At 70.3% G+C, this 22,922-nt stretch carries 20 protein-coding genes; 7 read left to right on the top strand and 13 right to left on the bottom strand.

Features of this window, described 5'->3' with window-relative positions:
• Positions 1–7 precede the first annotated feature (7 nt).
• The 5 genes from GON04_RS02160 to dusA form a co-directional block, all read right to left on the bottom strand.
• Positions 8–409 carry a RidA family protein gene (locus GON04_RS02160; protein ID WP_157396367.1) on the bottom strand — a complete coding sequence of 134 codons (402 nt, stop codon included), beginning with the start codon at positions 407–409 and terminating at the stop codon, positions 8–10.
• Positions 410–438: 29 nt separating this feature from the next.
• On the bottom strand, positions 439–1,602 hold the full coding sequence (locus GON04_RS02165) for an acyl-CoA dehydrogenase family protein (RefSeq protein WP_157396368.1): 1,164 nt from the start codon (positions 1,600–1,602) through the stop codon (positions 439–441).
• Positions 1,603–2,466 (bottom strand): enoyl-CoA hydratase family protein, encoded by an 864-nt coding sequence (locus GON04_RS02170; protein WP_157396369.1) that lies wholly within the window; start codon positions 2,464–2,466, stop codon positions 1,603–1,605.
• An 18-nt stretch (positions 2,467–2,484) separates the two neighbouring features.
• Positions 2,485–4,842: a bifunctional salicylyl-CoA 5-hydroxylase/oxidoreductase gene (locus GON04_RS02175; RefSeq protein WP_157396370.1), complete on the bottom strand. Its 2,358-nt coding sequence runs from the start codon at positions 4,840–4,842 to the stop codon at positions 2,485–2,487.
• Positions 4,843–4,920: 78 nt separating this feature from the next.
• Entirely contained in the window at positions 4,921–5,934 is a 1,014-nt protein-coding gene (gene dusA / locus GON04_RS02180; RefSeq protein WP_157396371.1) for a tRNA dihydrouridine(20/20a) synthase DusA, read from the bottom strand.
• A gap of 489 nt (positions 5,935–6,423) precedes the next feature.
• Here dusA and GON04_RS02185 point away from each other — a divergent pair, with 489 nt between their 5' ends.
• From GON04_RS02185 to GON04_RS02200, 4 genes are read left to right on the top strand one after another with little or no spacing between them, the layout of a single operon-like run.
• Positions 6,424–7,428 (top strand): ABC transporter substrate-binding protein, encoded by a 1,005-nt coding sequence (locus GON04_RS02185; protein ID WP_157396372.1) that lies wholly within the window; start codon positions 6,424–6,426, stop codon positions 7,426–7,428.
• Positions 7,428–8,237 (top strand): ABC transporter ATP-binding protein, encoded by an 810-nt coding sequence (locus tag GON04_RS02190; RefSeq protein ID WP_157396373.1) that lies wholly within the window; start codon positions 7,428–7,430, stop codon positions 8,235–8,237. The genes GON04_RS02185 and GON04_RS02190 overlap by 1 nt, the downstream gene beginning before the upstream one ends.
• A gap of 1 nt (position 8,238) precedes the next feature.
• A complete protein-coding gene (locus GON04_RS02195) occupies positions 8,239–9,075 on the top strand; it encodes an ABC transporter permease (RefSeq protein WP_157396374.1) in 837 nt (278 codons plus the stop codon).
• 13 nt (positions 9,076–9,088) lie between these two features.
• Positions 9,089–9,778, top strand: coding sequence for a cysteine hydrolase family protein (locus GON04_RS02200; protein ID WP_157396375.1), 690 nt, complete (start codon positions 9,089–9,091; stop codon positions 9,776–9,778).
• Between the two features lie 39 nt (positions 9,779–9,817).
• On the opposite strand, the gene GON04_RS02205 is transcribed toward GON04_RS02200, so the two are convergent.
• The 4 genes from GON04_RS02205 to GON04_RS02220 are packed head-to-tail and all read right to left on the bottom strand — an operon-like array spanning position 9,818 to position 16,192.
• Positions 9,818–10,423 carry a UbiX family flavin prenyltransferase gene (locus tag GON04_RS02205; protein ID WP_157396376.1) on the bottom strand — a complete coding sequence of 202 codons (606 nt, stop codon included), beginning with the start codon at positions 10,421–10,423 and terminating at the stop codon, positions 9,818–9,820.
• Entirely contained in the window at positions 10,420–11,760 is a 1,341-nt protein-coding gene (locus GON04_RS02210) for a UbiD family decarboxylase (RefSeq protein ID WP_157396377.1), read from the bottom strand. The genes GON04_RS02205 and GON04_RS02210 overlap by 4 nt, the downstream gene beginning before the upstream one ends.
• Positions 11,757–15,509 (bottom strand): hydantoinase B/oxoprolinase family protein, encoded by a 3,753-nt coding sequence (locus GON04_RS27150; RefSeq protein WP_157396378.1) that lies wholly within the window; start codon positions 15,507–15,509, stop codon positions 11,757–11,759. The genes GON04_RS02210 and GON04_RS27150 overlap by 4 nt, the downstream gene beginning before the upstream one ends.
• Positions 15,506–16,192, bottom strand: coding sequence for a GntR family transcriptional regulator (locus GON04_RS02220; RefSeq protein WP_181653841.1), 687 nt, complete (start codon positions 16,190–16,192; stop codon positions 15,506–15,508). Before GON04_RS02220 ends, GON04_RS27150 begins: the two co-directional genes overlap by 4 nt.
• A 187-nt stretch (positions 16,193–16,379) precedes the next feature.
• Here GON04_RS02220 and GON04_RS02225 point away from each other — a divergent pair, with 187 nt between their 5' ends.
• Positions 16,380–17,357, top strand: coding sequence for a Bug family tripartite tricarboxylate transporter substrate binding protein (locus GON04_RS02225; RefSeq protein WP_157396380.1), 978 nt, complete (start codon positions 16,380–16,382; stop codon positions 17,355–17,357).
• 237 nt (positions 17,358–17,594) lie between these two features.
• A complete protein-coding gene (locus GON04_RS02230) occupies positions 17,595–17,999 on the top strand; it encodes an RNA-binding protein (RefSeq protein ID WP_157396381.1) in 405 nt (134 codons plus the stop codon).
• Positions 18,000–18,086: 87 nt separating this feature from the next.
• Here GON04_RS02230 and phbB read toward each other — a convergent pair whose 3' ends face one another.
• The 3 genes from phbB to GON04_RS02245 form a co-directional block, all read right to left on the bottom strand.
• Positions 18,087–18,824, bottom strand: coding sequence for an acetoacetyl-CoA reductase (gene phbB / locus GON04_RS02235; protein ID WP_157396382.1), 738 nt, complete (start codon positions 18,822–18,824; stop codon positions 18,087–18,089).
• Between the two features lie 76 nt (positions 18,825–18,900).
• The gene (locus GON04_RS02240) at positions 18,901–20,082 is read right to left on the bottom strand and encodes an acetyl-CoA C-acetyltransferase (protein WP_157396383.1); all 1,182 of its coding nucleotides are present in this window, start codon (positions 20,080–20,082) and stop codon (positions 18,901–18,903) included.
• A gap of 85 nt (positions 20,083–20,167) precedes the next feature.
• Complete coding sequence (locus tag GON04_RS02245) at positions 20,168–21,862, bottom strand: PHA/PHB synthase family protein (protein WP_157396384.1); 1,695 nt, start codon at positions 21,860–21,862, stop codon at positions 20,168–20,170.
• Positions 21,863–21,992: 130 nt separating this feature from the next.
• Between GON04_RS02245 and GON04_RS02250 the strand changes: the two genes are divergently transcribed.
• The gene (locus GON04_RS02250; RefSeq protein WP_157398296.1) at positions 21,993–22,241 is read left to right on the top strand and encodes a hypothetical protein; all 249 of its coding nucleotides are present in this window, start codon (positions 21,993–21,995) and stop codon (positions 22,239–22,241) included.
• Here GON04_RS02250 and pgeF read toward each other — a convergent pair.
• Positions 22,173–22,919 carry a peptidoglycan editing factor PgeF gene (pgeF, locus tag GON04_RS02255; protein WP_157398295.1) on the bottom strand — a complete coding sequence of 249 codons (747 nt, stop codon included), beginning with the start codon at positions 22,917–22,919 and terminating at the stop codon, positions 22,173–22,175. The genes GON04_RS02250 and pgeF overlap by 69 nt on opposite strands.
• Positions 22,920–22,922: the final 3 nt, after the last annotated feature.

Below are 22,922 nucleotides of genomic sequence, written 5' to 3' on the forward strand. Positions count from 1 at the left end.
GATTCTCCTAATCCGGCAACACGGCCGTCACTTCGATCTCGACCTTGGCTCGGTCCTCGATGAGGGCCCTCACCTCCACCGCCGTCATGGCGATGTCGTAATGGCCGATCAGCTCGCGGAACGCGGCGCCGACCTTCTTGCCGGCCGCCAGGTACTCGCGCTTGTCGGTGACGTACCACGTCATCCGGACGATATTTTCAGGCCTGGCACCGGCCTCCCGCAGCACGTCGGCGACATTGCGCAGCGCCTGCCAGGCCTGGTCGCCGAAATCGTCGCTGTGGAACACGCCCTGGGCGTCCCAGCCGATCATGCCGGCGATGGACAGCAGCCGGCCGCGCGCGATCACCGCGTTGGCGTAGCCCTTGGGCCGGGGCCAGCCCTGGGGCAGCACCACCTGGTGGTTGGACATGGGGAAGCCTCCTGTGGTTCGTGGGGCGCTCAGGCCGACCTGGCGTCCTTGAGCAGTTCGCGCGCGATGATGAGCTGCTGCACCTCGCTCGCGCCTTCGTAGATGCGCAGCGCGCGGATGTCTCGGTACAGCATCTCCACCGGCTGGCCGCTGACGACGCCCAGCCCGCCGAACACCTGCACGGCGGCATCGATCACCTGCTGGGCGCCCTCGGTGGCGGTGAGCTTGGCCATCGCGGCCTCGCGCGTGACGGGGCGGCCCTGGTCGCGCTGCCAGGCGGCCCGGTACACCAGCAGCGCGGCGCTGTCGATGGTGGTGGCCATCTGGGCCAGCTTGGCCTGGGTGAGCTGGAAGTCGGCCAGCACCTGGCCGAACATCCGGCGGCTGGTGGCCCGGCGCAGCGCCTCGTCCAGCGCACGGCGCGCGAACCCGAGCGCGGCCGCCGCGACCGAGGTGCGGAACACGTCCAGCGTCCGCATCGCCACCTTGAAGCCCTCGCCCGGCTCGCCGATGCGCTGCGACAGCGGCACGCGGCAGCCGCTGAAGCGCAGGCGGGCCAGCGGATGCGGCGCGAGGACGTCGATGCGTTCGGCGACCTCGAATCCGGGCGTGTCGGCGTCGACGATGAACGCCGAAATGCCGCGGGCGCCCGGCGCCTCGCCGCTGCGCGCGAACACCACGTAGAAGTCGGCGATGCCGCCGTTGGAGATCCAGGTCTTCTCCCCGTCCAGCACCGCATGGTCGCCTTCGATGCGTGCCGCACACTGCAGCGCGGCCACGTCCGAGCCGGCCTCGGGCTCGGACAGGGCGAAAGCGGCAATCGCCTGGCCGGCCGCCACACGGCCGAGGTAGCGCTCCTTCTGCTGCGGCGTGCCCTGCAGGCTGATGGCGCCGGAGCCCAGTCCCTGCATCGCGAACGCGAAGTCGGCCAGCCCGCTGTGGCGGGCCAGCGTTTCCCGCACCAGGCAGATGGCGCGGGTGTCGATGGCCGCCGCGGCGCCATGCTCGCCACCGACGGCGTGGCGCAGCCAGCCGCCGGCACCCAGCGCCTGCACCAGCGCGCGGCACTGCGCGTCGACGTCCTGGCCGTGGGCCTGCGGCACGTGCTGCGCCGCCCAGGCCTCCAGGGCCAGGGCCAGCTCGCGGTGGCGCGGCTCGAGGAAGGGCCAGTCGAGGTAGGCGGTATCGGCCATTCAGTTCCCCTCGAACACCGGCTTGCGCCTGGCCACGAACGCTTCGTAGGCACGCGTGAAGTCCTCGGTGAGCATGCAGAGGGCCTGGGCCTGGGCCTCCGCCTCGATGGCCTGCTCCAGCGTCATGGCCCACTCGTGGTGCAGCATGGTCTTGGTGATGCCGTTGGCAAACGTCGGGCCGTCCGCCAGCTCCGCGGCCAGCTTCTGCGCCTCGGCCAGCAGCTCGTCCGGACCGCACAGGCGGTTGAAGAAGCCCCAGCGCTCGCCCTCCTCGCCGCCGAGCGACCGGCCGGTGTAGAGCAACTCGCTCGCGCGGCCCTGGCCGACGATGCGCGGCAGGATGGCGCAGGCGCCCATGTCGCAGCCGGCCAGCCCCACCCGGTTGAAGAGGAAGGCGGTCTTGCTGCGCGCCGTGCCCAGGCGCAGGTCGGAGGCCATGGCGACGATGGCGCCGGCGCCGGCGCACACGCCGTCGACCGCCGCCACGATCGGCTGCGGGCAGGCCCGCATCGCCTTGACCAGGTCACCGGTCATGCGGGTGAACAGCAGCAGCTCCGGCGCCTGCAGCCGCACCAGCGGGCCGATGATCTCGTGCACGTCGCCGCCCGAGCAGAAGTTGCCGCCCGAGCCGGTGACCACCACCGCCTTGACGTCGGTGGCCTGGCGCAGGCGGCCGAACAGGTCGCGCAGTTCGGCGTACGACTCGAAGGTGAGCGGGTTCTTGCGCTCGGGGCGGTCGAGGACGACCGTAGCCACCTTGCCCTGGACGGTCCAGCGGAAATGACGCGCCTCGTAGCCGGCCAGCTGCTGCAGGTTGCCTGCCGCCAGTGCCGGGTCGAGCCGCGGCGTGCTCTCGATGCTCATGGTGTCTCCTGTGGTCGGTCAGACGCCTTGCGCCTGGTTGGCCTGCTCCAGCGGCGACAGCCCGGCGGCCTGGGCCGCCATCGTGCGCTCGCGCTCGAGGTTGCGTTCGAGCTGGTTCTTGCCCGCGAGATATTGCACCGGCCAGGGCACGTCGCGGTAGCCCAGCTTGGCAGCCTCCAGCAGCGTCCAGGCGGGGTTGGCCAGGTGCGGCCGCGCGATGGCGCACAGGTCGGCGCGCCCCGCGGCGATGATGCTGTCGACCTGGTCGGCCTCGGTGATGGCGCCCACGGCCATGGTGGCGATGCCGGCCTCGTTGCGGATGCGGTCGGCGAACGGGGTCTGGTACATCCGGCCGTACACGGGCTTCTGCTTCTTGCTCACCTGGCCCGACGAGCAGTCGATCAGGTCGCAGCCGGCTGCCCGGAACGCCTGGGCGATGGCCACCGCGTCGTCGGGCGTGATACCGCCCTCGACCCAGTCGTGGGCCGAGATGCGGACCGACATCGGCCGCTCCTGCGGCCAGGCGGCGCGCATCACCCGGAACACCTCCAGCGGATAGCGCAGCCGGTTGGCCAGGGAGCCGCCGTAGATGTCGGTGCGGTGGTTGGTCAGGGGCGACAGGAAGCTCGACAGCAGGTAGCCGTGCGCGCAGTGCAGCTCCAGCCAGTCGAAGCCGGCCTGCGCGGCCAGCCTGGTGCTGCGCACGAAGTCGTCGCGCACGCGATCCATGTCGTCGCGGGTCATGGGGCGCGACCAGTCGCTCACGCCGTCCAGGTATTGCTGGGGCGACGCCGACAGCAACGGCCAGTTGCCGGCGGCCAGCGGCTGGTCCTCGCCTTCCCAGGGCACGCAGGTCGATCCCTTGGGACCGGCATGGCCGAGCTGCATGGCGATCTTCGCGCCGGTGTGGCGGTGCACGTAGTCGACGATGCGCGTCCAGCCGGCCGCCTGCTCGTCGTTCCACAGGCCCGGGCATCCCGGCGTGATGCGTGCATCGGGGGTCGGGCAGGTCATCTCGACGAACACCAGCCCGGCGCCGCCCATGGCCCGGGCGCCCAGGTGCACCAGGTGGTAGTCGGCCGGCAGCCCGTCGGTGCAGGAATACTGCGCCATCGGCGAGACCACGACCCGGTTCTTCAGCGTGGTGCCGCGCAGCGTGAACGGCGTGAGCATGGGCGGGACCGGCTGCTGAGCCGGACCGCGGCGCACGCCGGCGGCCTGCGCGATCCAGTCCTCGTACTGCTCGACATACCCCTTGTCGCGCAGCCGCAGGTTCTCGTGGCTGATGCGCTGGCTGCGGGTGAGCAGCGAGTAGGCGAACTGCGGCGGCGGCAGGTTGACGTAGCGCGCCACGTTCTCGAACCACTCGGTGGAGTTGCGGGCGGCGTTCTGGATCTTCAGCACCTCGACGCTGCGCACCGCCTCGTAGTCGGCCAGCGCCCGGTTCAGGTCGCCGGCCTGGCGGCCGATGCAGCGGGCCAGCTCGATCGCATCCTCCAGCGCCAGCTTGGTGCCCGAACCGATCGAGAAATGCGCCGTGTGCGCGGCATCGCCCATCAGCACCACCGGGGCGTGGCCGTTGTGGTGCACCCAGGTGCGGCAGACCACGCGCGGGAACCGGATCCACTGCGCCGAGCCGCGCAGGTGGGCGGCATTGGACATCAGCTTGTGGCCGTCCAGCGTGCGGGCGAACAGGCGCTCGCAGAACGCGATGGCCTCCTCCTTCTCCATGGTGTCCAGGCCGGCCCGGCGCCAGACGTCCTCCGGCGTCTCGACGATGAAGGTGGAGGTGGTGGCGTCGAACTGGTAGGCGTGGGCCTGGAACCAGCCGTGCTCGGTCTCTTCGAACGCGAAGGTGAAGGCGTCGAACAGCTTGTGCGTGCCCAGCCAGACGAAGCGGCACTGCCGCAGGTCGATGTCGGGCTGGAAGGCGGCGGCGTAGCGCGTGCGGATGCGGCTGTTCAGGCCGTCACTGGCGATCACCAGGTCGGCGTCGGCATAGGCCCGGTCGTCGGTGACGTCGGTCTCGAACACCAGCTGCACGCCCAGCTGCTCGCAGCGCCGCTGCAGGATGTTCAGCAGCCGCTTGCGGCCGATGCCGCAGAAGCCGTGCCCGCCCGAGCGGAACTGCTGGCCGCGGATGTTGACCTCGATGTCGTCCCAGTGGTTGAAGGCGTCCAGGATCTCGCCGGCGGTCTGTGCGTCGGCCACCTGCAGGTTGCCCAGCGTCTGGTCGGAGAACACGACGCCCCAGCCGAAGGTGTCGTAGGGCTTGTTGCGCTCGACCACCACGATCTCGTGCCGCGGGTCCTGCTTCTTCATCAGCAGCGCGAAGTACAGGCCGGCCGGGCCGCCGCCGATGCAGACGATCTTCATGCAAATACTCCAAGCCTGGATATTTGAAGTTTAAAGTATCTGGGCGCGCAGGGCCAGCCTCCCCGCCTCCGCGGCTGATCAGGCGGCCTGGGCCAGCGGTTGGTGCGCCAGTGCCATCACCTCGCGCGGGTCACGGCCCTTCAGGCGGTGGTCGCTCCAGACCTGGCGCCAGCGCCGCGCGCCCGGCAGGCCGTTGTACAGCCCCAGCATGTGGCGCGCAATCGTGTTCCAGGGCGTGCCGTGGGCGCGGGCCTGCCCGGCCATGTAGTCGGCCATCGCCGCCTCGACCGCCTCCCGGCTGAGTTCGCGTTCCGGGGCACCGAAGAAGGTCTGGTCCCAGGAGGCCATCCACCAGGGGTTGTGGTAGGCCTCGCGCCCGGCCATCACGCCATCGAGCACGCGCAGCTCGTTCTCGACCTGGCCGCTGGTGGTGATGCCGCCGTTGATGACGAAGTCGAGGTGCGGGAAGTCCCGCTTGAGCTGGCGCACGGTCTCGTAGCGCAGCGGCGGGATGTCGCGGTTCTCCTTGGGCGACAGGCCTTTCAGCCAGGCGTTGCGCGCGTGGACGATGAAGACCCGGCAGCCGGCCTCGCTGACGGTGCCGACGAAGTCGCGCACGAACCCGTAGCGCTCCTCGCGGTCGATGCCGATGCGGTGCTTCACCGTCACGGGCACGGCGACCGCGTCGACCATCGCCTTGACGCAATCCGCCACCAGCTGCGGCTCGGCCATGAGGCAGGCCCCGAAGGCGCCGCGCTGCACCCGCTCGCTCGGGCACCCGCAGTTGAGGTTGATCTCGTCGTAGCCCCAGCGCTCGCCCAGCCGGGCGCAGTGCGCCAGGTCGTCGGGCTCGCTGCCCCCGAGCTGCAGGGCAACCGGGTGCTCCTCGTCCGCGAAGTCCAGGTGCCGCGGCACATCGCCGTGCAGCAGCGCGCCGGTGGTCACCATCTCCGTGTACAGCAGCGTCTCGCGGCTGAGCAGGCGGTGGAAATGGCGGCAATGCCGGTCGGTCCAGTCCATCATCGGCGCGACGGACAGGCGGCGGGCGCGGCGGAGCGAATCGGGAGAAGGCTGGGGCAAAGCGACGGTCATGGCAGAAGCCGGCTCAGCCCGGCAGGTCGCCATTGTCTCAGTCGTCGCTACCGCTCGTGCGCACGTCACGTCCATGAGGCGGCGGCCACGGACGGTGAGACGGTCGCCGGCACATCGAGCCGGGGCGGCCATGTCCGATCGCGCGACGCCTGCGATGACCTGGGCCGTCGCCCGGCGCGGCGGCCGCGAGCAGCCGGGCCGCGGTGTCGACGGTGTCGCCGCTGACCGCATAGGTGCCACCGGGCACCGTGTCCGGGGCCGGCGGCGACCACCCGGTTGGACGCCGACGCTGCCCGGATGCTAGGGCAACCCCGGGGGTGCAATGGCCTCCACTGTATATAGTATCCCGCGATCGACGCGTAGAAGAAGGTGTGCGCGCCGGGTTGAATGCTCTATTGGCAAAGTCGAAGCGCGAACAGGACGGTCCACCTGGCATCGACTTTGCATACAGTATTCCTGTCGTCTTTTCATTCGCAAGGAGTCGTCCCGATGATCTCGAAGAAGGTTCGTGGCTGGGCAATGACCGCCGCGCTCGTGCTGGGGCTGGCCGGCGGTGCCGCCGCCCAGGGTAGTCCCACCAAGGTGCGCTACGAGGAGGTGGTGCGCTCCGTGCTGTACCTGCCCGCCTACGTCGCCCTCAGCCAGGGCTACTTCAAGGACGCCGGCCTGGACGTTTCCATGAAGACGTCGCAGGGCACGGACAAGGGCATGGCGGCACTGCTGTCGGGCAGCGCGGACATCGTCCTGATCGGCCCGGAGGCCTCCATCTACGTCGCCAACAGCGAGTCGCCCGTGAAGCCGAAGATCTTCGCCGGCCTGACGGCCACCGACGGCTTCCTGCTGGTCGCTCGCACGAAGCCGGCCGGCGCCTTCGACTGGAAGCAGGTCAAGGGCAAGAGCGTGATGGCGTTCCGCCCGGGCTCCAATCCCGACGTGTTCCTGCAGACGGCCATGCGCAAGCACGGCATCGACCCCAAGGCCGACGTCAAGATCGTCAACAACATCGGTCCGGCCGCGCGCACCGGCGCCTGGATGGCCGGCCAGGCCGACTTCGGCATCTTCCTCGAGCCGGAAGCGACCATGATGGAAAAGAACGGCCAGGGCTTCGTGGTCGCTTCCGTCGGCCGCGAAGTGGGCCCGGTCGACTACACCGTCTTCACAGCCACGGACGCCTTCCTGAAGCAGAACCCCGGCGTGGCGCAGGCCTGGACCCAGGCCATCGTGCGCGCGCAGAAGCATGTCGCCACGGCGGCGCCGGCGCAGCTGGCCGGGCAGATCGCTTCCTTCTTCCCCGGCATGAGCGAGGCCGAACTGGTCGCCGCCGTGGAACGCTACCGCGGCATCGGGCTGTGGAAGGTCGACCCGGTCGTGGAACGCCGCGCCATCGAGAGCCTGCAGGACATGCTGGTCGCCAGTGGCGTGCTCGACGCCGCCAAGCGCGTGCGCTACGAGGCCGTGGTGGTCAACGACTTCGCCAGCAAGGCGGTCCGCTGATGTCCGCCGTGCTACAGGAATCGGCGCTTCCGCTCGCGCCGCGCGTGGCCCTGCGCGACGTGTCGCTGCGCTACTTCACCGCAGCCGGCGAGACGCAGGCCCTCGATCGCATCAGCCTGGAGGTGGGCGCCGGCGAATTCGTGAGCCTGATCGGCCAGTCCGGTTGCGGCAAGAGCACGCTGCTGTCGCTGGTCGCGGGCATCCTGCCACCGTCCTCGGGCGAGGTCCGTGTCGACGGAGTCCCGGTGCAGGGACCCTCCCCGCGCGTGGGCTACATGCTGCAGCAGGACTACCTGTTCGAATGGCGCACGATCCTGGACAACGCGCTGCTCGGTGCACAGATCCAGCAGCGTGACCTGAAGCAGGCCCGCGAGCGGGCCATCCACCTGCTGCACAAGTGCGGCATGGGGGCCTTCCTGCACCATTACCCGCGCCAGCTGTCCGGCGGCATGCGCCAGCGTGTCGCCCTGGCGCGCACGCTGGTCACCGAGCCCGACGTCGTGCTGCTCGACGAGCCGTTCTCGGCGCTCGACTCGCAGACCCGGCTGGCCATCGCGGACGAAGTGGTGGACGTGCTGCGCAGCGAGGGCAAATCAGTGCTCCTGGTCACCCACGACATCGGCGAGGCGATCGCCATGACCGACCGCGTGGTGGTGCTGTCGCGCCGGCCCGGACGCATCAAGAGCGAATTCAGCATGACGTTCGGCGGCGGCAAGCGGCCGACGCCGATGCAGGCCCGCGCACGCCCCGAATTCAACGACTATTTCCGCACGCTCTGGGATGAGCTGGACGTGCACGTGGAGGGCTGAAATGGCAACCACCTTGACCCTGGCGTCCACCCCCGACGCCGCCCCCGCCCCGAGCCCGGAATACCGGGCCTGGCGCACGCGCGAGCAGCGCCGCCGCTACTGGATCCTCGGCACGCAGGCGCTGCTGCTGGCGCTGTTCCTGGCGCTGTGGGAAGTCCTGGCCCGCACGCACCTGGTCAACCCGCTGCTCACCAGCTATCCCAGCGCTCTGTGGCCGGCCTTCCAGGACCTGCTGCGCAACGGCGACCTCCTGGGCCACACCTGGGCCACCCTGAAGGCGACGCTCATCGGCTTCACGCTGAGCATGGCCATCGGCGTGGCGGTCGCGGCAGGCCTGTGGTGGTCCGGCTTCGCGAACAAGGTGCTGGACCCGTTCCTGGTGGTGGCCAACGCCATGCCCAAGATCGCGTTCGTGCCCATCTTCTACATCTGGCTGGGCTCGGACTACTCGGTCTACGGCATGGCCGTCGCGATCGCCGTGTTCGTCACCATCATGGTGATCTACGAGGGCTTCCAGGGCATCGACCCGAACAAGATCAAGCTGGCCCGCACGTTCGGCGCGAGCCGTGCGCAGGTGCTGCGCCTGGTCGTGCTGCCGGGCAGCGTGCCGACGCTGATCGCGGCCCTCAAGATGAACATCGGGCTGGCGCTGGTGGGCGTGATCGTGGGCGAGTTCCAGTCGGCCAACGCCGGCCTGGGCTTCCTGATCCTCAACGGCAGCCAGGTGTTCAAGCTGAACATCGTGATGACCGCGATCGTGGTGCTGGGCGTGCTGTCGGGCCTGATGTACCTGGGCATCGCGCGGATCGAGGCGGCCCTGTCCCGCCGCTACGCCTGAAGGAAGGGTGTCCATGGACTTTCCGCAGTGGGTGGTGGACCGGGTGCTCGCCCGCCAGGGCTGCCTGCATCCCTACGAGCGCTTCGACGCGGCACGCACGGCCTTCGTCGTCGTCGACATGCAGAACTACTACACCCAGCCCGGGTACCTGGGCGAATGCGCGGCGTCACGGGCCACCTTCCCGGCCGTCAACCGCCTCGCGGACGCCCTGCGCGCCTCAGGCGGCCACGTGGTCTGGGTGCAGACCAGCGCCGACGGCGCCGACGAGTTCTGGTCGCACCACCATGCGTACATGCTGACCCCCGAGCGCAGTGCCCGCCGCCTGCGCGAGCTGGCCAGCAGCCATGCCGGCTACCAGCTCGCACCCGGGCTGCACGTGGCCCCGGCCGATGCCCGCGTGACCAAGCGCTGCTACAGCGCCCTGGCCCCGAACTCGTCGCCGCTGGACGCGGTGCTGCGCGAACGCGGCGTGACGCACGTGCTGGTGGGCGGCACGGTGACCAACGTGTGCTGCGAATCGACCGCGCGCGACGCCATGATGATGGACTACGCCACCGTCATGGTGCACGACGCGCTGTCCGCGGTGACGCCGCACGAGCACGAGACCAGCCTGCAGAACTGGATGCTGTTCTTCGGCGACGTGCTGGGTACGCAGGACATCATCCGGCGCCTGCAGGCCGCGCCGGTCGCTGCCACCGCCTGAGCGGCGCGGCAAGTTCTGCCACTTCCGGCCAGTGGGGTCTCAGTCGTCGGCGGGGGCGCGCCCGGTGCCGGCTGCCTTGCCCGTCCCCGACCAGCGGTCATACGAGCCTTCGGCCGTGATCCCGAACTGGTCGAGCACGCGCCAGACCGTGTGGTCGACCATCTCGTCGATGGAGCTCGGCAGCGCATAGAAGGCCGGCACGGGCGGCATGATGCGGGCGCCCATCTCGGTGGCATTGGTCATGTTGCGCAGGTGGGCCAGGGTCAGGGGTGTCTCGCGCGCCATCAGCACCAGGGTGCGCCGCTCCTTGAGCGTGACATCCGCCGCCCGCGTGATCAGGTTGTCGTTGAAGCCATGCGCCACGGCCGCCAGGGTGCGCATGGAACACGGCGCGACGACCATGCCGCCGTGCCGGAAGGAGCCGCTGGCGATGGCCGCGCCGACGTCGTTGATGTCGTAATGGACGTCGGCCAGGGCCTGCACCGTGGACCGGGCCAGTCCCATCTCCTGCTGCAGGGTCAGCCAGCCCGAGCGCGACACGACCAGGTGCGTCTCGACGCCGAGCTCGCGCAGGCGTGCCAGGAGGCGCACCCCGTACACCGCGCCGGTGGCGCCGGTGATGCCGACCACCATGCGCGCGCTCATGTGCCCAGCCCGCCCGGCAGGTAATCGGCCAGCCGCACCGCCTCGACGCCGGGGATGGTCTTGCGCTGGAACTCGGCCTCCCGGCCCCAGGGCCGGGTGGCGTCCAGGCCGAGCCGGCCCCAGTGGTCCTTGTGGGGGTCTCGGTAGAAGCCGGGCACGTCGGGCACGACCATCGTGCGGGTGTCGGCCCGGCCCCTCGTCAGGAAGGCCCACACCACCTCGTCGAGGTTGTCGATGTCGACGTCCTCGTCGACCACCACCACCAGCTTGTTGTAGTCGAGGTGCGAGCCCATCGCGGCCAACAGCACGTGCTGCGCGTGGCCCTCGTACTGCTTGCGGATCTTGACGATGGTGTTCATCACCGTCGGCCGGCAAGAGACGTCCAGCACCCCGCGCACCTGGCTCTTCAGGACGCGGTAGATGCGTGCGGCGGTGGCCGCCTCCAGCGGCCGCAGGTCCTCGTCGGAGCCGCAGATGAGCCCGTGGAACACGGCGCCGCGACGCCAGCTGACGTGGGTGACCTCGAACACGTGGTTCTCGCCGACCTCGACGTAGTAGCCCATGAACTCGCCGAACGGGCCTTCCGGCCGCCGGACACCGGGCAGGATGCGGCCCTCGATCACGATCTCGGCGTCGGCCGGCACGTCCAGGTCGATGGTGCGGCAGCGCCGCACCGGCAACGGCTCGCCGCGCATGGAGGCGGCCAGCGCCATCTCGTTGCCCTCCGGCGGCAGCGAGACGCAGGCGGCCATGAACACTTCCGGCGCGGTCCCGATCAGGATGGCGGCTTCCAGCGGCTGGCCGCGCGCTTCGGCGGCCAGCTGGTACTTCGCCAGGTCGTGCGAGCTGCCCAGGCGGATGCGCAGCTCGTCGTCCGATACCAGCATGGACCGGTGGAATGACAGGTTGGGCACGCCGCTGTCGGGGTCCCTGGCGAGGAAGATGCCCGAGGTGATGTACGGCGCACCATCGCGCCCGTGGTAGGTCAGGATGGGCAGGTCGGACAGGCGCCCCGACTCCAGTTCCTCGCCGGCGCCATCGGGCACCCGCACGAACCAGTCGTCGAGGCGCTCGGAGGCGGCGATGTGCTCCTGCAGCCGCTCGCAGAAGGTCTGGCCGGCCCCGCAGCGGATCATTTCGCGCAGCCTCGCATGCTGGCTGAAGACGTTCAGCACCACCGGCATGCGATGGCCCTTCACGTGGCGGAACAGCACCGCCTTGGGCGATGCCTGCTGCAACCGGCGGGCGACCGCGGCCGCCTCGAAGCGCGGGTCGACCTCGCGCTCGACTTCCAGCAGGTCGCCGCGGGCGCGCAGCTGGTCCAGGTACTGTCTCATGGCCGCATTGTGGCCGCGGCCAGGTAGCCCAGGCGCTCGTCCTCGGCCACCGCGCGCGGGTCGCGCTGCGCCGCCGGGCCCAGGCCCGCGCCGCCGGGAACGTCGATGCGCAGCACCTCGCCCGCGGGGACGGTCTGCAGTCCCATGGACCGCAGCGCCTGTCCGCTGGCCAGCCCGACCCAGCCCGGCGCGCCGTCGTCGCCGCCGTCGCGTCCCCGCGCCGGGTTGCGCACGCGGTCGAAGATGCCGAACACCTGGAACGGCGAGCCGTCCAGCGTGGCCACCTCGACCCGCTGGCCGAGACCGCCCCGGAACCGCCCTGCCCCGCCGGAGCCGGGCAGCAGTTCCTTGCGCCAGATGACGATCGGGGCCGCGCTTTCGCACACCTCGACCGGGATGGCGCGGATGCCGCTCGGGAAGGCGGTGGCGGACAGGCCGTCGCTCGCCGGCCGGGCACCCGAGCCACCGGCGTTGAAGAACAGGATCTCGAACGGCGGGACCTTGCAGCCTTCGCTGCCGGCCGCGCGGGCGACGGCCGGGCCGCCGCGCAGCTGCAGGCCCCAGTTGCAGGCCGCGCCCTCGGCCGGGATCCGGCCCGGCATCGCGCCGGCCAGCGCGGCCAGCACGACCTCGGGCAGGAACTGGCCGATGATGTGGCGCGCGCACACCGGCGCCGGGTGCTGGGCATTCAGGATGGACCCTGCCGGCGCGTCGACCTCGACCAGCGCCAGTGACCCGGCGTTGTTCGGCACGTCGGGCGCCACCGCCGCGCGGACCCCGAAGGCGGCATAGGCACGGGTGTAGTTCAGCACCAGGTTGATGCCGTGGCTGCTGGCCGGCGAGCTGCCGTCGAATCCCACCCGGATGCGGCCGTCGCCGATGGTCACCGAGCACTGGATGTGCACCGGCGCGTCGTAGCCGTCCAGCTGGAGGCTGGAGCGGTACGTGCCGGGCGGCAGCGCATCGATCGCCCGGCGCATGCCGGCGGCCGACCGTGCCATCACGGCCTGGGCGATCGACGCCAGCCCGCGCTCGCCGAACTCGTCGAGCATGGCGGCCAGCCGGCGCCCGCTGACTTCGTTGGCCGTGATGTACGACAGGATGTCCCCCACCACCAGATCGGGCTGGCGCACGTTGGCCCGCACGATGCTGAGCAGGTCGCCGTTCACCTGCCCGGCGCGCGCCAGCGGCAGGATAGGGATGTAGAGGCCCTCCTCGTGGACGGACCGGCCATCGGGGCCCTGCCCCAGTCCGCCGACATCGACCTGGTGGCAGGTGCAGGCGAAGAAGCCGATCACCTCGCCGGCCTGGAACACAGGCGACAGCACGGTGACGTCGTGCAGGTGGCCCGAGGTGAGCCAGGGATCGTTGGTGATGAAGTGGTCGCCCTCGCGCATCGCCGCGGCCGGGTACTTGGCCAGGAAGTGCACGGCGCAGGCGGCCATCGAGTTCACATGGCCCGGGGTGCCGGTCACGGCCTGGGCGATCAGGCGGCCCTGCAGGTCGAACAGGCCGGCCGACAGGTCGCCGGCTTCGCGCACCGTGGGCGAGAAGGCGGTGCGCATCAGCGTGCGCGCCTGCTCCTCGACCACCGAGATCAGCCGGCCCCAGAGCACCTGCACGCGGATGTCGTCGGGCATGGCGTCAGCCGGGGCGTCCGTGCTGCCGGCGAGCAGCAGCTGCAGGTGGCCGCCCGGTGCCCCCGCGACCTCGAACCCGGCCGGCACGACGACGGTCGTCTCTTCCTCGCGCAGCAGGGCCGGACCGGCAAGCCGGCCCGCGCGGGCGACGGCGCGGGCCGAGGTGGCACGGCCGTCGGTCCACTGGCGGCGGCCCTGGTCGAAGAAGCGACAGGCAGTCCCACCCGCCTGTTCGCGGCCGGCGTCGGTCATCGCGGGAATCCGGCGCGGCGCCGCGGCTTCCACCCGCACCGACCAGCCGAGCACCTCGACGGTCGCGCCATCGATCACCCGGCCGTACAGCGACCGGTAGGCGGCCTCGAAGGCTTCGCGCAGTCCGGCACCGTCCTCCGCCTCCAGCTCGCGGCCCGGCACGGGCACGCGGATCTCGTGTCCCTGGCCCTGGTAGCGCATCCAGGCGGTGCGCGCCTCCCGCAGGTCCTCGCCGGAGGCGGCGCGCCGCACCACCTCGTGCATCGCAACGGCCATGGGCGCCAGCAACGCGTTGGCGGCGGCGGCATCGAACTGCGGCAGCGGCATGCGGACGCTGCGCGTGCTCTCGAAGGCGATCGCCGCGCGCAGGAACCCGAGCGCGGAGCCGACGCCGGCACCGTCGGGCACCACCACCTGCTCCAGCCCGAGCTTGCGGGCCAGCCGGGCCGCGTGCAGCGGCGCCATGCCGCCGATGGCGACCAGCGTGCGCCCTTCCACGCCCTTGCCGACCTCGACGGCATGCTCGTGCACGGCGGTGGCCATGCTCTCGTCCACCAGCTCGCAGATGCTCCAGGCGGTGTCGGCCACGGACAGGCCGAGCGCCTCGGCCAGCGGCCGCAGCGCCTCGTTGGCCGCGTCGACGTCGAGCGGCATGCGGCCGCCGGCGAACGATCGGGCGTCCAGGCGCCCCAGCACCAGGTGGGCATCGGTGACCGTCGGCAGCCGGCCGCCCCGGCCGTAGCACGCCGGTCCCGGCTCGGAGCCGGCGCTCTCGGGCCCGACCCGCAGCCGGCCGAGCGCATCGACGTGGGCGATGGAGCCGCCCCCGGCCCCGATCTCCGCCAGTTCGACCACCGGGAAGCGCAGCGGGATGCCGCTGCCGGCCTTGAACCGGGCCAGCCGCGCCACCTCCATGGTGCGGGCCGTCTGCGGCGCCCCACCATCGATGAAGCAGAGCTTGGCCGTGGTGCCGCCGATGTCCACCAGCAGGGCCTTGTCGATGCCCAGTTCGGTGGCGACGCTCGCGGCCAGGATGGCACCGCCCGCCGGACCGGACTCGAGCAGCCGCACGGGGAAAGCACGTGCCGTGGCGACGTCGCACAGGCCGCCGTTCGACAGCATCAGCGCCAGCGGGGCGCGGACGCCGCGCTGCGCCAGGGCCGCCTCGAGGCGGCCGAGGTAGCCGGCCATCAGCGGCTGCACGTAGGCATTCACGCAGGCGGTAGCGAACCGCTCGTACTCCCGGATCTCGGGCGCCACCTCGGCCGACGTGGAGACGAACAGGTGGGGCCGGTGACGGCGCAGGAACTCGGCCGCGCTTCGCTCGTGCGCCGGGTTGGCATGGCTGTGCAGGAAGCCGACGGCCACAGCGCTCACGTCGGCCGCGTCGAGGGCCGGCAGCAGGGCCTGCAGGGCCTCGTCGGTCAGCGGCCGCAGCACGCGGCCCGAGGCGGCCATCCGCTCCGGGAGCGTGAAGCGCAGATGACGCGGAACCAGCGGCGCCGGCTTGTCGACGTTCAGGTCGTAGTGGTCATAGCGGCTCTCGCTGCCCATCTCGAGCGTGTCGCGGAAGCCCTCGGTGGTGACGAAGGCCAGCCGGGCACCGCGGCGCTCGATCACCGCGTTGGTCGCCAGGGTCGTGCCGTGCAGGACCGATTCCAGCTCGGCCGGACGGATCGCGGCATCGGCCAGCAGCCGGTCGAGTCCTTCCAGGACGGCACGTTCCGGAGCGTCCGGGGTCGTGAGGACCTTGGCGAAGAAGCGCTGGCCGACGCCGCCGCGCTCGACCTCGAGCGCGAAGTCGGTGAAGGTGCCGCCGATGTCGATGCCGACGCGGGCACGCAGGGCGGGGCTCATGCGCGGCTCCGCCGGCGGGCCGGCGCCAGGCCCAGCATGCAGTCGCTGGCCTCGCGCATCAGCTGGCGCATCTGTGCCTCGGCCTGCTCGTGGGCGCCGGCGCGGATGGCTTCCACCAGCGCCCGGTGGTGCTTGACCACGGTCGCGCGGTGCTCCGGTCGGGCCAACGTAGCACGGCGCAGCGCCTGGATAGACGCGTCATAGCGGCTGGCGGCTTCGGCCAGCCGCCCGTTGCCCGCCAGCCGCATCAGCCCCTGGCGGAACGCATGGTTGGCGATCGAGAACTTCTGCGGCGACTTCAGCGGCAGCGCCCGCTCCTCGTCGGCCAGCGCGGCTTCGAGCTGCTGCACCCCGGCCGGGGTGGCCCGGTCGGCCGCGCGGGCGGCGATGTAGGGCTCCATCAGCAGCCGCACCTCCATGATCTCCTCGATGTCGGCCCGCGTGAGGGTCGATACGACGCGGCGCGCGCCGGAATCGACCAGGCCTTCGCGCCGCAGCCGCGCCAGCGCCTCGCGCACCGGCGTGCGCGACACGCCCAGCAGCGTCGCCAGCTGGGTCTCGGTGAGCTTTTGCGCCGGGTCGAGCGCGCCGCTGGCGATCTTCTGGTGCACCGCCCGGTACACCTTCTCGGACAGAGGCTCGCCGCGGCGCAGCGGCGCCAGCGGGGGATCGGGCTGTTTCATGCCGGTCAATGTAGCAGCGGGGGCCGCCCGCACCAACCCGAAAAATGCCGCGGAACGACAAATACAAATGTTTTTTTCTGTCCAGCCGGAGCAGCGGCGCCAGTCGAGGAAGCCGCCATTGCGCCGTCCGGCAGGGCCGCATACACTGAAAAAACAATTGCATTTGCGCAGCACTTCCGGAGGCTCCATGAACCCGCATCGCCGCTCGCTGGCCCGCTTCGGCGCCGCCGCCCTCCTCGCCCTGGCCGCCGGCGCCGCGCCGGCCCAGGATGCCCCCATCCACCTGCTGGTGGGCTTCGCCCCGGGCGGCATGACGGACGTGGTCGGCCGGGTGCTGGCACAGGGCCTGCAGGCCGAGCTGGGCCGCACCGTGCTGGTGGAGAACCGGCCGGGCGCCGGCGGACAGATCGCCGCACAGGCGCTCAAGGCGGCGCGGCCGGACGGCAACACGCTGTTCCTGACCAACAACCACACCACGGCCATGATCCCGCTGACCACGGTCAACCCCGGCTACGAGGCCAGGGACTTCGCGGCCGTGGGCCTGGTGGCCACCAATCCGAACTTCTTCATCGTCAACCCGGCCGTGGTCGGCCCGTCGGTCGACAGCGTCAAGGCGTTCGTGCAATGGGCCAAGGCCAATCCGGCACGCGGCAACATCGGCGTGCCGGCACCTGCCAGCGCGCCCGAGTTCTCGGTCACCGTCATGGGCCAGTCGCTCGGGGCCGACCTCAAGCCGGTGGCCTACCGCGGCGACGCACCGCTGGTGCAGGACCTGCTGGGCGGGCAGATCGCCGCCGGCATCTCCGGCATCTCCTCGGCGCTGCCGCACGTCAAGGCGGGCAAGCTCAAGCTGGTGGCCGTCGACGGGCCGAAGCGCCTGGCCGGCTTCCCGGACATCCCGACCTACGGCGAGTTGGGCATCCAGGGCCTGGACGACGTCATCTTCATCGGCGTGGTCGCGCCGGCCGGCATGCCCGCCGACCTGATCGCCCGCTACAACGCCGCCATCAACAAGGTGGTGGCGTCCCGGGCCTTCCTCGAGCGCACCAGCGAGGCCGGCATCGTGCCGCTGACCGGCACGCCGGAGGAGATGGCTCGCCGCACCGAGGCCAGCCGGCTGGCCAACATCCCCCTGGTGAAGGCGGCCGGCTTCAAGCCGCAATAAGCCTCCACTCGCCGTCGCGACGCCTCGCGGGCGACGGCTGACGGTGGCGTTGGGCCGCAGCAGCAGGTGCAGCGCGTCGCGGGTCTGCGCGGCCGACACCATGGAGTCGATTCCGCCCGGCGCCAGCATGTGGCGGGGCACGGCGGCGGCGCGCGACCGCTCCTACAGGGGTCGCCCTCGACTGCCGACAGCGGCGGGCGACAAGCCGCGCTGCAATAGCTGTCCCACGGAGCACCCATGAAGCACTTCGAACTCAGCCAAGACATGCTCAACCTGCGTGGCCAGTTCTACCCGACCGGCCACATCGTCGCCATGTTCGCCACTGCCGACGCGGCCGAGGCCGCCGGAAGCGCGCTGCAGTCCGCAGGGTTGGACGCCGACGACATCAGCCTGATCACGCCGGAAGCGATGTTGCGCGACATCGTGCGCACCGTCGGCAGCTCCGGCGCGACCCTGCCCTCAGCCGGCACCGAGGCCGACACGGTGCGACGCTACGCCGACTACGCCTCGAGCGGCCATTACGGCCTGCTGGTGAAGGCGCCCGACCATGACGACAGCGACCGGGTCATGGAAGTGCTGCAGCGCCACCAGGTGGCGCATGCGCAGAAGTACCGGATGCTGGTGATCGAAGACCTGGCCTGATCGGCGCAGCCCACAAGGCACGAAGCCCGCGCGAGCGGGCTTCGAAGCATTCGGCCGGGGTGCGGAAGCCGAGGCCTCCGCGCCGTTTCAGCCCATGTGCAGGCCGCCGTTGACCGAGAAGTCGGCGCCGGTCGAGTAGCCCCCGTCCTCGGACGCCAGCCAGGCGATGATGGAGGCGATCTCCTCGGGCTGGCCCAGCCGCTTGACCGGGATGGTGGAGACGATCTTGTCGAGGACATCCTGGCGGATCGCCTTGACCATGTCGGTGCCGATGTAGCCCGGGCTCACGGTGTTGACCGTGACGCCCTTGCCCGCCAGCTCCTGCGCCAGGGCCATCGTGAACCCGTGCATGCCCGCCTTGGCGGCCGAGTAGTTGGTCTGCCCGGCCTGCCCCTTCTCGCCGTTGACGGACGAGATGTTGACGATGCGGCCCCAGCCCCGCTCGACCATGTCGCCGACCACCTGCTTGGTGACGTTGAACATGGAGTTGAGGTTGGTCTCGATCACTGCGTCCCAGTCTTCCCGGGTCATCTTCAGGAACATGCGGTCGCGCGTGATGCCCGCATTGTTGACCAGCACGTCGATGGGCCCGTGGTCGGCCTTCGCCTTGGTGAACGCTTCGACGGTGGAGCTCCAGTCGCCGACGTTGCCGACCGACGCGTAGAACGTGTAGCCCTTGGCCTTCTGTTCATCGAGCCACTTCGCGTAGTCGCGCGTCGGGCCGCAACCCGCGATGACCGTGAAGCCTTCCTTGTGCATGCGCTGGCAGATGGCGGTGCCGATGCCACCCATGCCGCCCGTGACGTAAGCCACCTTTTGTCCCATCGTGTTCTCCTTGCAAGTTGCGTCAAACCGACTTCGGCCCGACCGGGTGGCCCGGGTCGAAATTCACTCTATCCACTCAGGCCGCTTCGACCGCGAGGGAAACCCCCATGCCGCCGCCGATGCACAGCGCGGCGAGGCCCTTCTTGGCTTCGCGGCGCTGCATTTCGTGCAGCAACGTCACGAGGATGCGGCAGCCCGACGCACCGATGGGGTGCCCGATGGCAATCGCGCCACCATTGACGTTCACCTTGGCCGGGTCGATGCCGAGTTCCTTGTTGACGGCACAGGCCTGGGCCGCGAACGCTTCGTTCAGCTCGAACAGCTGCACGTCCTGCACGTTCCAGCCGGCGCGCTGCAACGCCTTGCGCGAAGCAGGAACCGGGCCCATGCCCATCGTGGCCGGATCGAGGCCCGACGTACCGAAGGCGGCGATGCGAGCCAGCGGCTTGAGGCCGAGCGAGGCCGCCTTCTTCGCGCTCATCACCACCACCGCGGCGGCGCCGTCGTTGATGCCGGACGCGTTGCCGGCGGTGACGCTACCGGCCTTGTCGAATGCCGGCCGCAGGCCGGCCAGCGCTTCGGCGTTGGTCTTCTTGTTGATGAACTCGTCGGCCGAGAACACCAGCGGGTCGCCCTTCTTCTGCGGGATGGAGACCGGCACGATCTCGTCCTTGAACTTGCCGGCTTCCTGGGCCGCGGCCGCCTTCTGCTGGCTGGCCAGCGCCAGCGCGTCCTGCGAGCCGCGGTCGATGCCGTACTGCTTGGCCACGTTCTCGGCCGTGATGCCCATGTGGTACTGGTTGTAGACGTCCCACAGGCCGTCGACGATCATCGAATCGATCATCTTCCAGTCGCCCATGCGCTGGCCGTCGCGCGAATTCAGCAGCACGTGCGGCGCGGCACTCATGTTCTCCTGGCCGCCGGCCACGATGATCTCGGCGTCGCCCCAGGCAATCGCCTGCGCCGCCAGCATCACGGCCTTCAGGCCGGAGCCGCAGACGGCGTTGATGGTGAGCCCGGGCACTTCCTTGGGCAGGCCGGCCTTGATCAGCGCCTGGCGGGCCGGGTTCTGGCCCGAGCCCGCCGCCAGGACCTGGCCCATGATGACTTCGCTGACCTGAGCCGGATCGACCTTGGCGCGGGCCAGTGCCTCGCGGATGACGATCGCACCCAGCTCGGGCGCGGGAACCTTGGCGAGGCTGCCGCCGAACTTGCCGACCGCGGTACGCGTCGCGGAGACGATGACGATGTCTTCCATGGGAACTCCTTTGATGGGCTGAAGCTGTGAGCGAAGGGAAATCGGCTGTGCAGCACGGGGCATGCCCGGACCGCCGGAGGGTGGATCAGGCCTTGGCCTTGACGTAACGGCCGGGCGCCGGCTCGATGGGCTGGTAGGCGGTGCCCTTGCCGTAGCGCTTGGGCGCGGGGACCTGCTTGCCCGCCAGCGGCTTGAGCCAGCCGGACCAGTCGGACCACCAGCTGCCCGGGTGCTCGGTCGCTCCCGCCAGCCAGTCGGCATGCACGTCGGGCAGCTTGTCGTTGGTCCAGTACGAGCGCTTCTTCTTGGCCGGGGGGTTGATCACGCCGGCGATGTGGCCGGACGCGCCCATGACGAAGCGCTTCTTGCCGGGCAGGTGGTTGACGCTGGCGTAGGCCGAACCGATGGGCACGATGTGGTCCTCGCGCGAGCCGTAGACGTAGACCGGCATGTCGAGCTTGCCCAGGTCGATCTTCTCGCCGCAGACCGTCACCTTGCCGGGCTTGGTGAGGTTGTTCTCGAGGTAGGTGTTGCGCAGGTACCAGGCGTACATCGGCCCCGGCAGGTTGGTCGAGTCGCTGTTCCAGTACAGCAGGTCGAAGGCCGGCGGCGTCTCGCCCTTGAGGTAGTTGCCCACCACGTAGTTCCACACCAGGTCGTTGGGGCGCAGGAAGCTGAAGGTGGACGCGAGTTCCTGGCCCTTGAGCAGGCCGCGCTGGCCCATCTGGAGCTCGCGGTACTGGACGAAATGCTCGTCGATGAACAGGTCGAGGACGCCGGTCTCGGTGAAGTCGAGGAGCGTGGTGAGGAAGGTGGCGGAGGCCACCGGCTTCTCGCCGCGCGCGGCCAGCACCGCCAGCGCCGTGCCCAGCAGCGTGCCACCGACGCAGAACCCCAGCGCATTGATCTGCTTGCTGCCGGCGATCTCGCGCACGACGCGAATGGCCTCGACGGGGCCCTCGCCCACGTAGTCGTCCCAGCCCTTGTCCTGCAGCGTCTGGTCGGGGTTGCGCCAGCTCACGACGAAGGTGCGGTGGCCCTGGTCGACCAGGTACTTCACCAGCGAATTCTCCGGCTGCAGGTCGAGGATGTAGAACTTGTTGATGCAGGGCGGCACGACCAGGTACGGCCGTTCGTACACCTTGGCAGTGCTCGGCTTGTACTCGATGAGCTGCATGAGCTCGTTCTCGAACACGACGGCGCCCTCGGTCGTGGCGACGTTGCGGCCGACCTCGAACTGGCTCTCGTCGGTCATCGAGACGTAGCCCTGCTGCAGGTCGTTCAGCAGGTTCTGGATGCCCTTGGCGATGCTTTCGCCGCGCGTCTCGATGGCCTTCCTCTGCGCTTCCGCGTTCAGTGCCAGGAAGTTGCTAGGAGCGGATGCCGCCATCCACTGCTCGACCGCGAAGCGCAGCCTGGCCTTGGTCTTGGGGTCGGTGTCGGTCGCCTCGACCAGGCCCAGCAGCGTGCGGCCGTTGAGCAGGTACGTCGCCGCCGAGAACGCGGCAACGGGATTGCTGCCCCAGTCGGGCGACGCGAAGCGCTTGTCGCCACTGGCGACACCGGCGAGCCCGTGGTTCCACAGCTCGGCCGCCTCCTTCAGGTAGGCCTGCTGCAGGGCAGCCAGCTTGTCGGGCGAGAAAGAGAGGTGGGGAATGGAATGGCCGTTGGCACTCGCGGTACCGGCCTTGCTGATGGCCTGCATCGCCTTGCTCCAGCCGTCGCCTAGGGCTTGCTGGAACTGCTGCGTGGCGGCGGCCCAGCCTGGGTCAGAATGCATCGCTTGTCTCCTGATGTTCTGTCTTATTGGGGTGAACCCTGAGTATCACATCATCCATGTTGCACTGCAACATTTTTCGCCGCACCACCCCGTGTACCTGATCGCCATCGGCTGGCTCTACGTCGTGCTGATGATGTCCGTGGCCGAAGCCACGAACACCACCGGCACGGTGCTGGGCGCCATCTTCACGTTTCTCCTGTACGGACTCGGGCCCGTTGCTCTCCTGATGTACATCATGGGCACCCCGGCGCGCAAGCGGGCAATCCGCTTACGCGAGGAAGCCGAAAGGCGCGAGCAGGTCGCGCCTGGCTCAGCCCAGCCAGACGGCGGCAGCGAAGCGTCCGCTGACGCGGTCGCGCCGGTGCGAAAAGAACCGTGAGGGATTGCTGACGGTGCACCAGGCCGGCGTGCCGTCATTGCCGTGGACGGCACGCAGGCCCAGCGCGCGCAAACGGTCTCGCGCCAGGCCCTGCAGGTTGGCCAGCCACTTGCCCGGCGAGGAAGCAGTGAACCGGCGCGCGGCATCGCTCGCTGTCGACTCGAACGCCGTCTTCACCTCGTCGCCCACTTCGAACGCGCTCGGGCCGATGCAGGGGCCGAGCCACACGAGGGTGCGGGCGGCGGCATCCTCCGGCGAGGACGCGACCTGTGGCCAGTACGCGCGCCACAGCGCCTCCAGCACGCCCTGCCCCTGGGTGCCGGCCAGGCCACGCCAGCCTGCGTGCGCCGCCGCGACGCAGCGTCCCTGCGTGTCCGCCAGCAGGACCGGCAGGCAGTCGGCCACCATGATCGTGCACGCCATCTGGCGCTCGGTGGTCCAGCAGGCGTCGGCGACGGTGCCGTCGACGCTGTGCGCAGCGAGGCGAGCAACGTCACTCCCGTGCACCTGCTTCAGGAACACCGGACGCGCACCAAGGGCGCGCGCATAGCGCTGGCGGTTCTCGGCGACGGCCTGCGCGTCGTCGCCCACGTGATCGCCCAGGTTCAGGCTCGCATAGGAGTCGACTGACACCCCGCCCTCGCGCACCGAGCACGCCGCGTGCACGCCGGCCGGCATCGG

The sequence above is a fragment of the Ramlibacter pinisoli genome, assembly GCF_009758015.1.
Taxonomy (GTDB): Bacteria; Pseudomonadota; Gammaproteobacteria; order Burkholderiales; family Burkholderiaceae_C; genus Ramlibacter; species Ramlibacter pinisoli.

Coding starts and splice junctions, on each gene's coding strand:
- GON04_RS02160 (WP_157396367.1), bottom strand. CDS start 409: ATGTCCAACCACCAGGTGGTGCTGCCCCAGGGCTGGCCCCGGCCCAAG.
- GON04_RS02170 (WP_157396369.1), bottom strand. CDS start 2,466: ATGAGCATCGAGAGCACGCCGCGGCTCGACCCGGCACTGGCGGCAGGC.
- GON04_RS02195 (WP_157396374.1), top strand. CDS start 8,239: ATGGCAACCACCTTGACCCTGGCGTCCACCCCCGACGCCGCCCCCGCC.
- GON04_RS02245 (WP_157396384.1), bottom strand. CDS start 21,862: ATGCATTCTGACCCAGGCTGGGCCGCCGCCACGCAGCAGTTCCAGCAA.
- GON04_RS02225 (WP_157396380.1), top strand. CDS start 16,380: ATGAACCCGCATCGCCGCTCGCTGGCCCGCTTCGGCGCCGCCGCCCTC.
- GON04_RS02200 (WP_157396375.1), top strand. CDS start 9,089: ATGGACTTTCCGCAGTGGGTGGTGGACCGGGTGCTCGCCCGCCAGGGC.
- dusA (WP_157396371.1), bottom strand. CDS start 5,934: ATGACCGTCGCTTTGCCCCAGCCTTCTCCCGATTCGCTCCGCCGCGCC.
- GON04_RS02240 (WP_157396383.1), bottom strand. CDS start 20,082: ATGGAAGACATCGTCATCGTCTCCGCGACGCGTACCGCGGTCGGCAAG.
- GON04_RS02210 (WP_157396377.1), bottom strand. CDS start 11,760: ATGAGACAGTACCTGGACCAGCTGCGCGCCCGCGGCGACCTGCTGGAA.
- GON04_RS02165 (WP_157396368.1), bottom strand. CDS start 1,602: ATGGCCGATACCGCCTACCTCGACTGGCCCTTCCTCGAGCCGCGCCAC.
- GON04_RS02185 (WP_157396372.1), top strand. CDS start 6,424: ATGATCTCGAAGAAGGTTCGTGGCTGGGCAATGACCGCCGCGCTCGTG.
- GON04_RS02205 (WP_157396376.1), bottom strand. CDS start 10,423: ATGAGCGCGCGCATGGTGGTCGGCATCACCGGCGCCACCGGCGCGGTG.
- GON04_RS02175 (WP_157396370.1), bottom strand. CDS start 4,842: ATGAAGATCGTCTGCATCGGCGGCGGCCCGGCCGGCCTGTACTTCGCG.
- GON04_RS02250 (WP_157398296.1), top strand. CDS start 21,993: ATGATGTCCGTGGCCGAAGCCACGAACACCACCGGCACGGTGCTGGGC.
- GON04_RS02190 (WP_157396373.1), top strand. CDS start 7,428: ATGTCCGCCGTGCTACAGGAATCGGCGCTTCCGCTCGCGCCGCGCGTG.
- phbB (WP_157396382.1), bottom strand. CDS start 18,824: ATGGGACAAAAGGTGGCTTACGTCACGGGCGGCATGGGTGGCATCGGC.
- GON04_RS02220 (WP_181653841.1), bottom strand. CDS start 16,192: ATGAAACAGCCCGATCCCCCGCTGGCGCCGCTGCGCCGCGGCGAGCCT.
- GON04_RS02230 (WP_157396381.1), top strand. CDS start 17,595: ATGAAGCACTTCGAACTCAGCCAAGACATGCTCAACCTGCGTGGCCAG.
- GON04_RS27150 (WP_157396378.1), bottom strand. CDS start 15,509: ATGAGCCCCGCCCTGCGTGCCCGCGTCGGCATCGACATCGGCGGCACC.
- pgeF (WP_157398295.1), bottom strand. CDS start 22,919: ATGCCGGCCGGCGTGCACGCGGCGTGCTCGGTGCGCGAGGGCGGGGTG.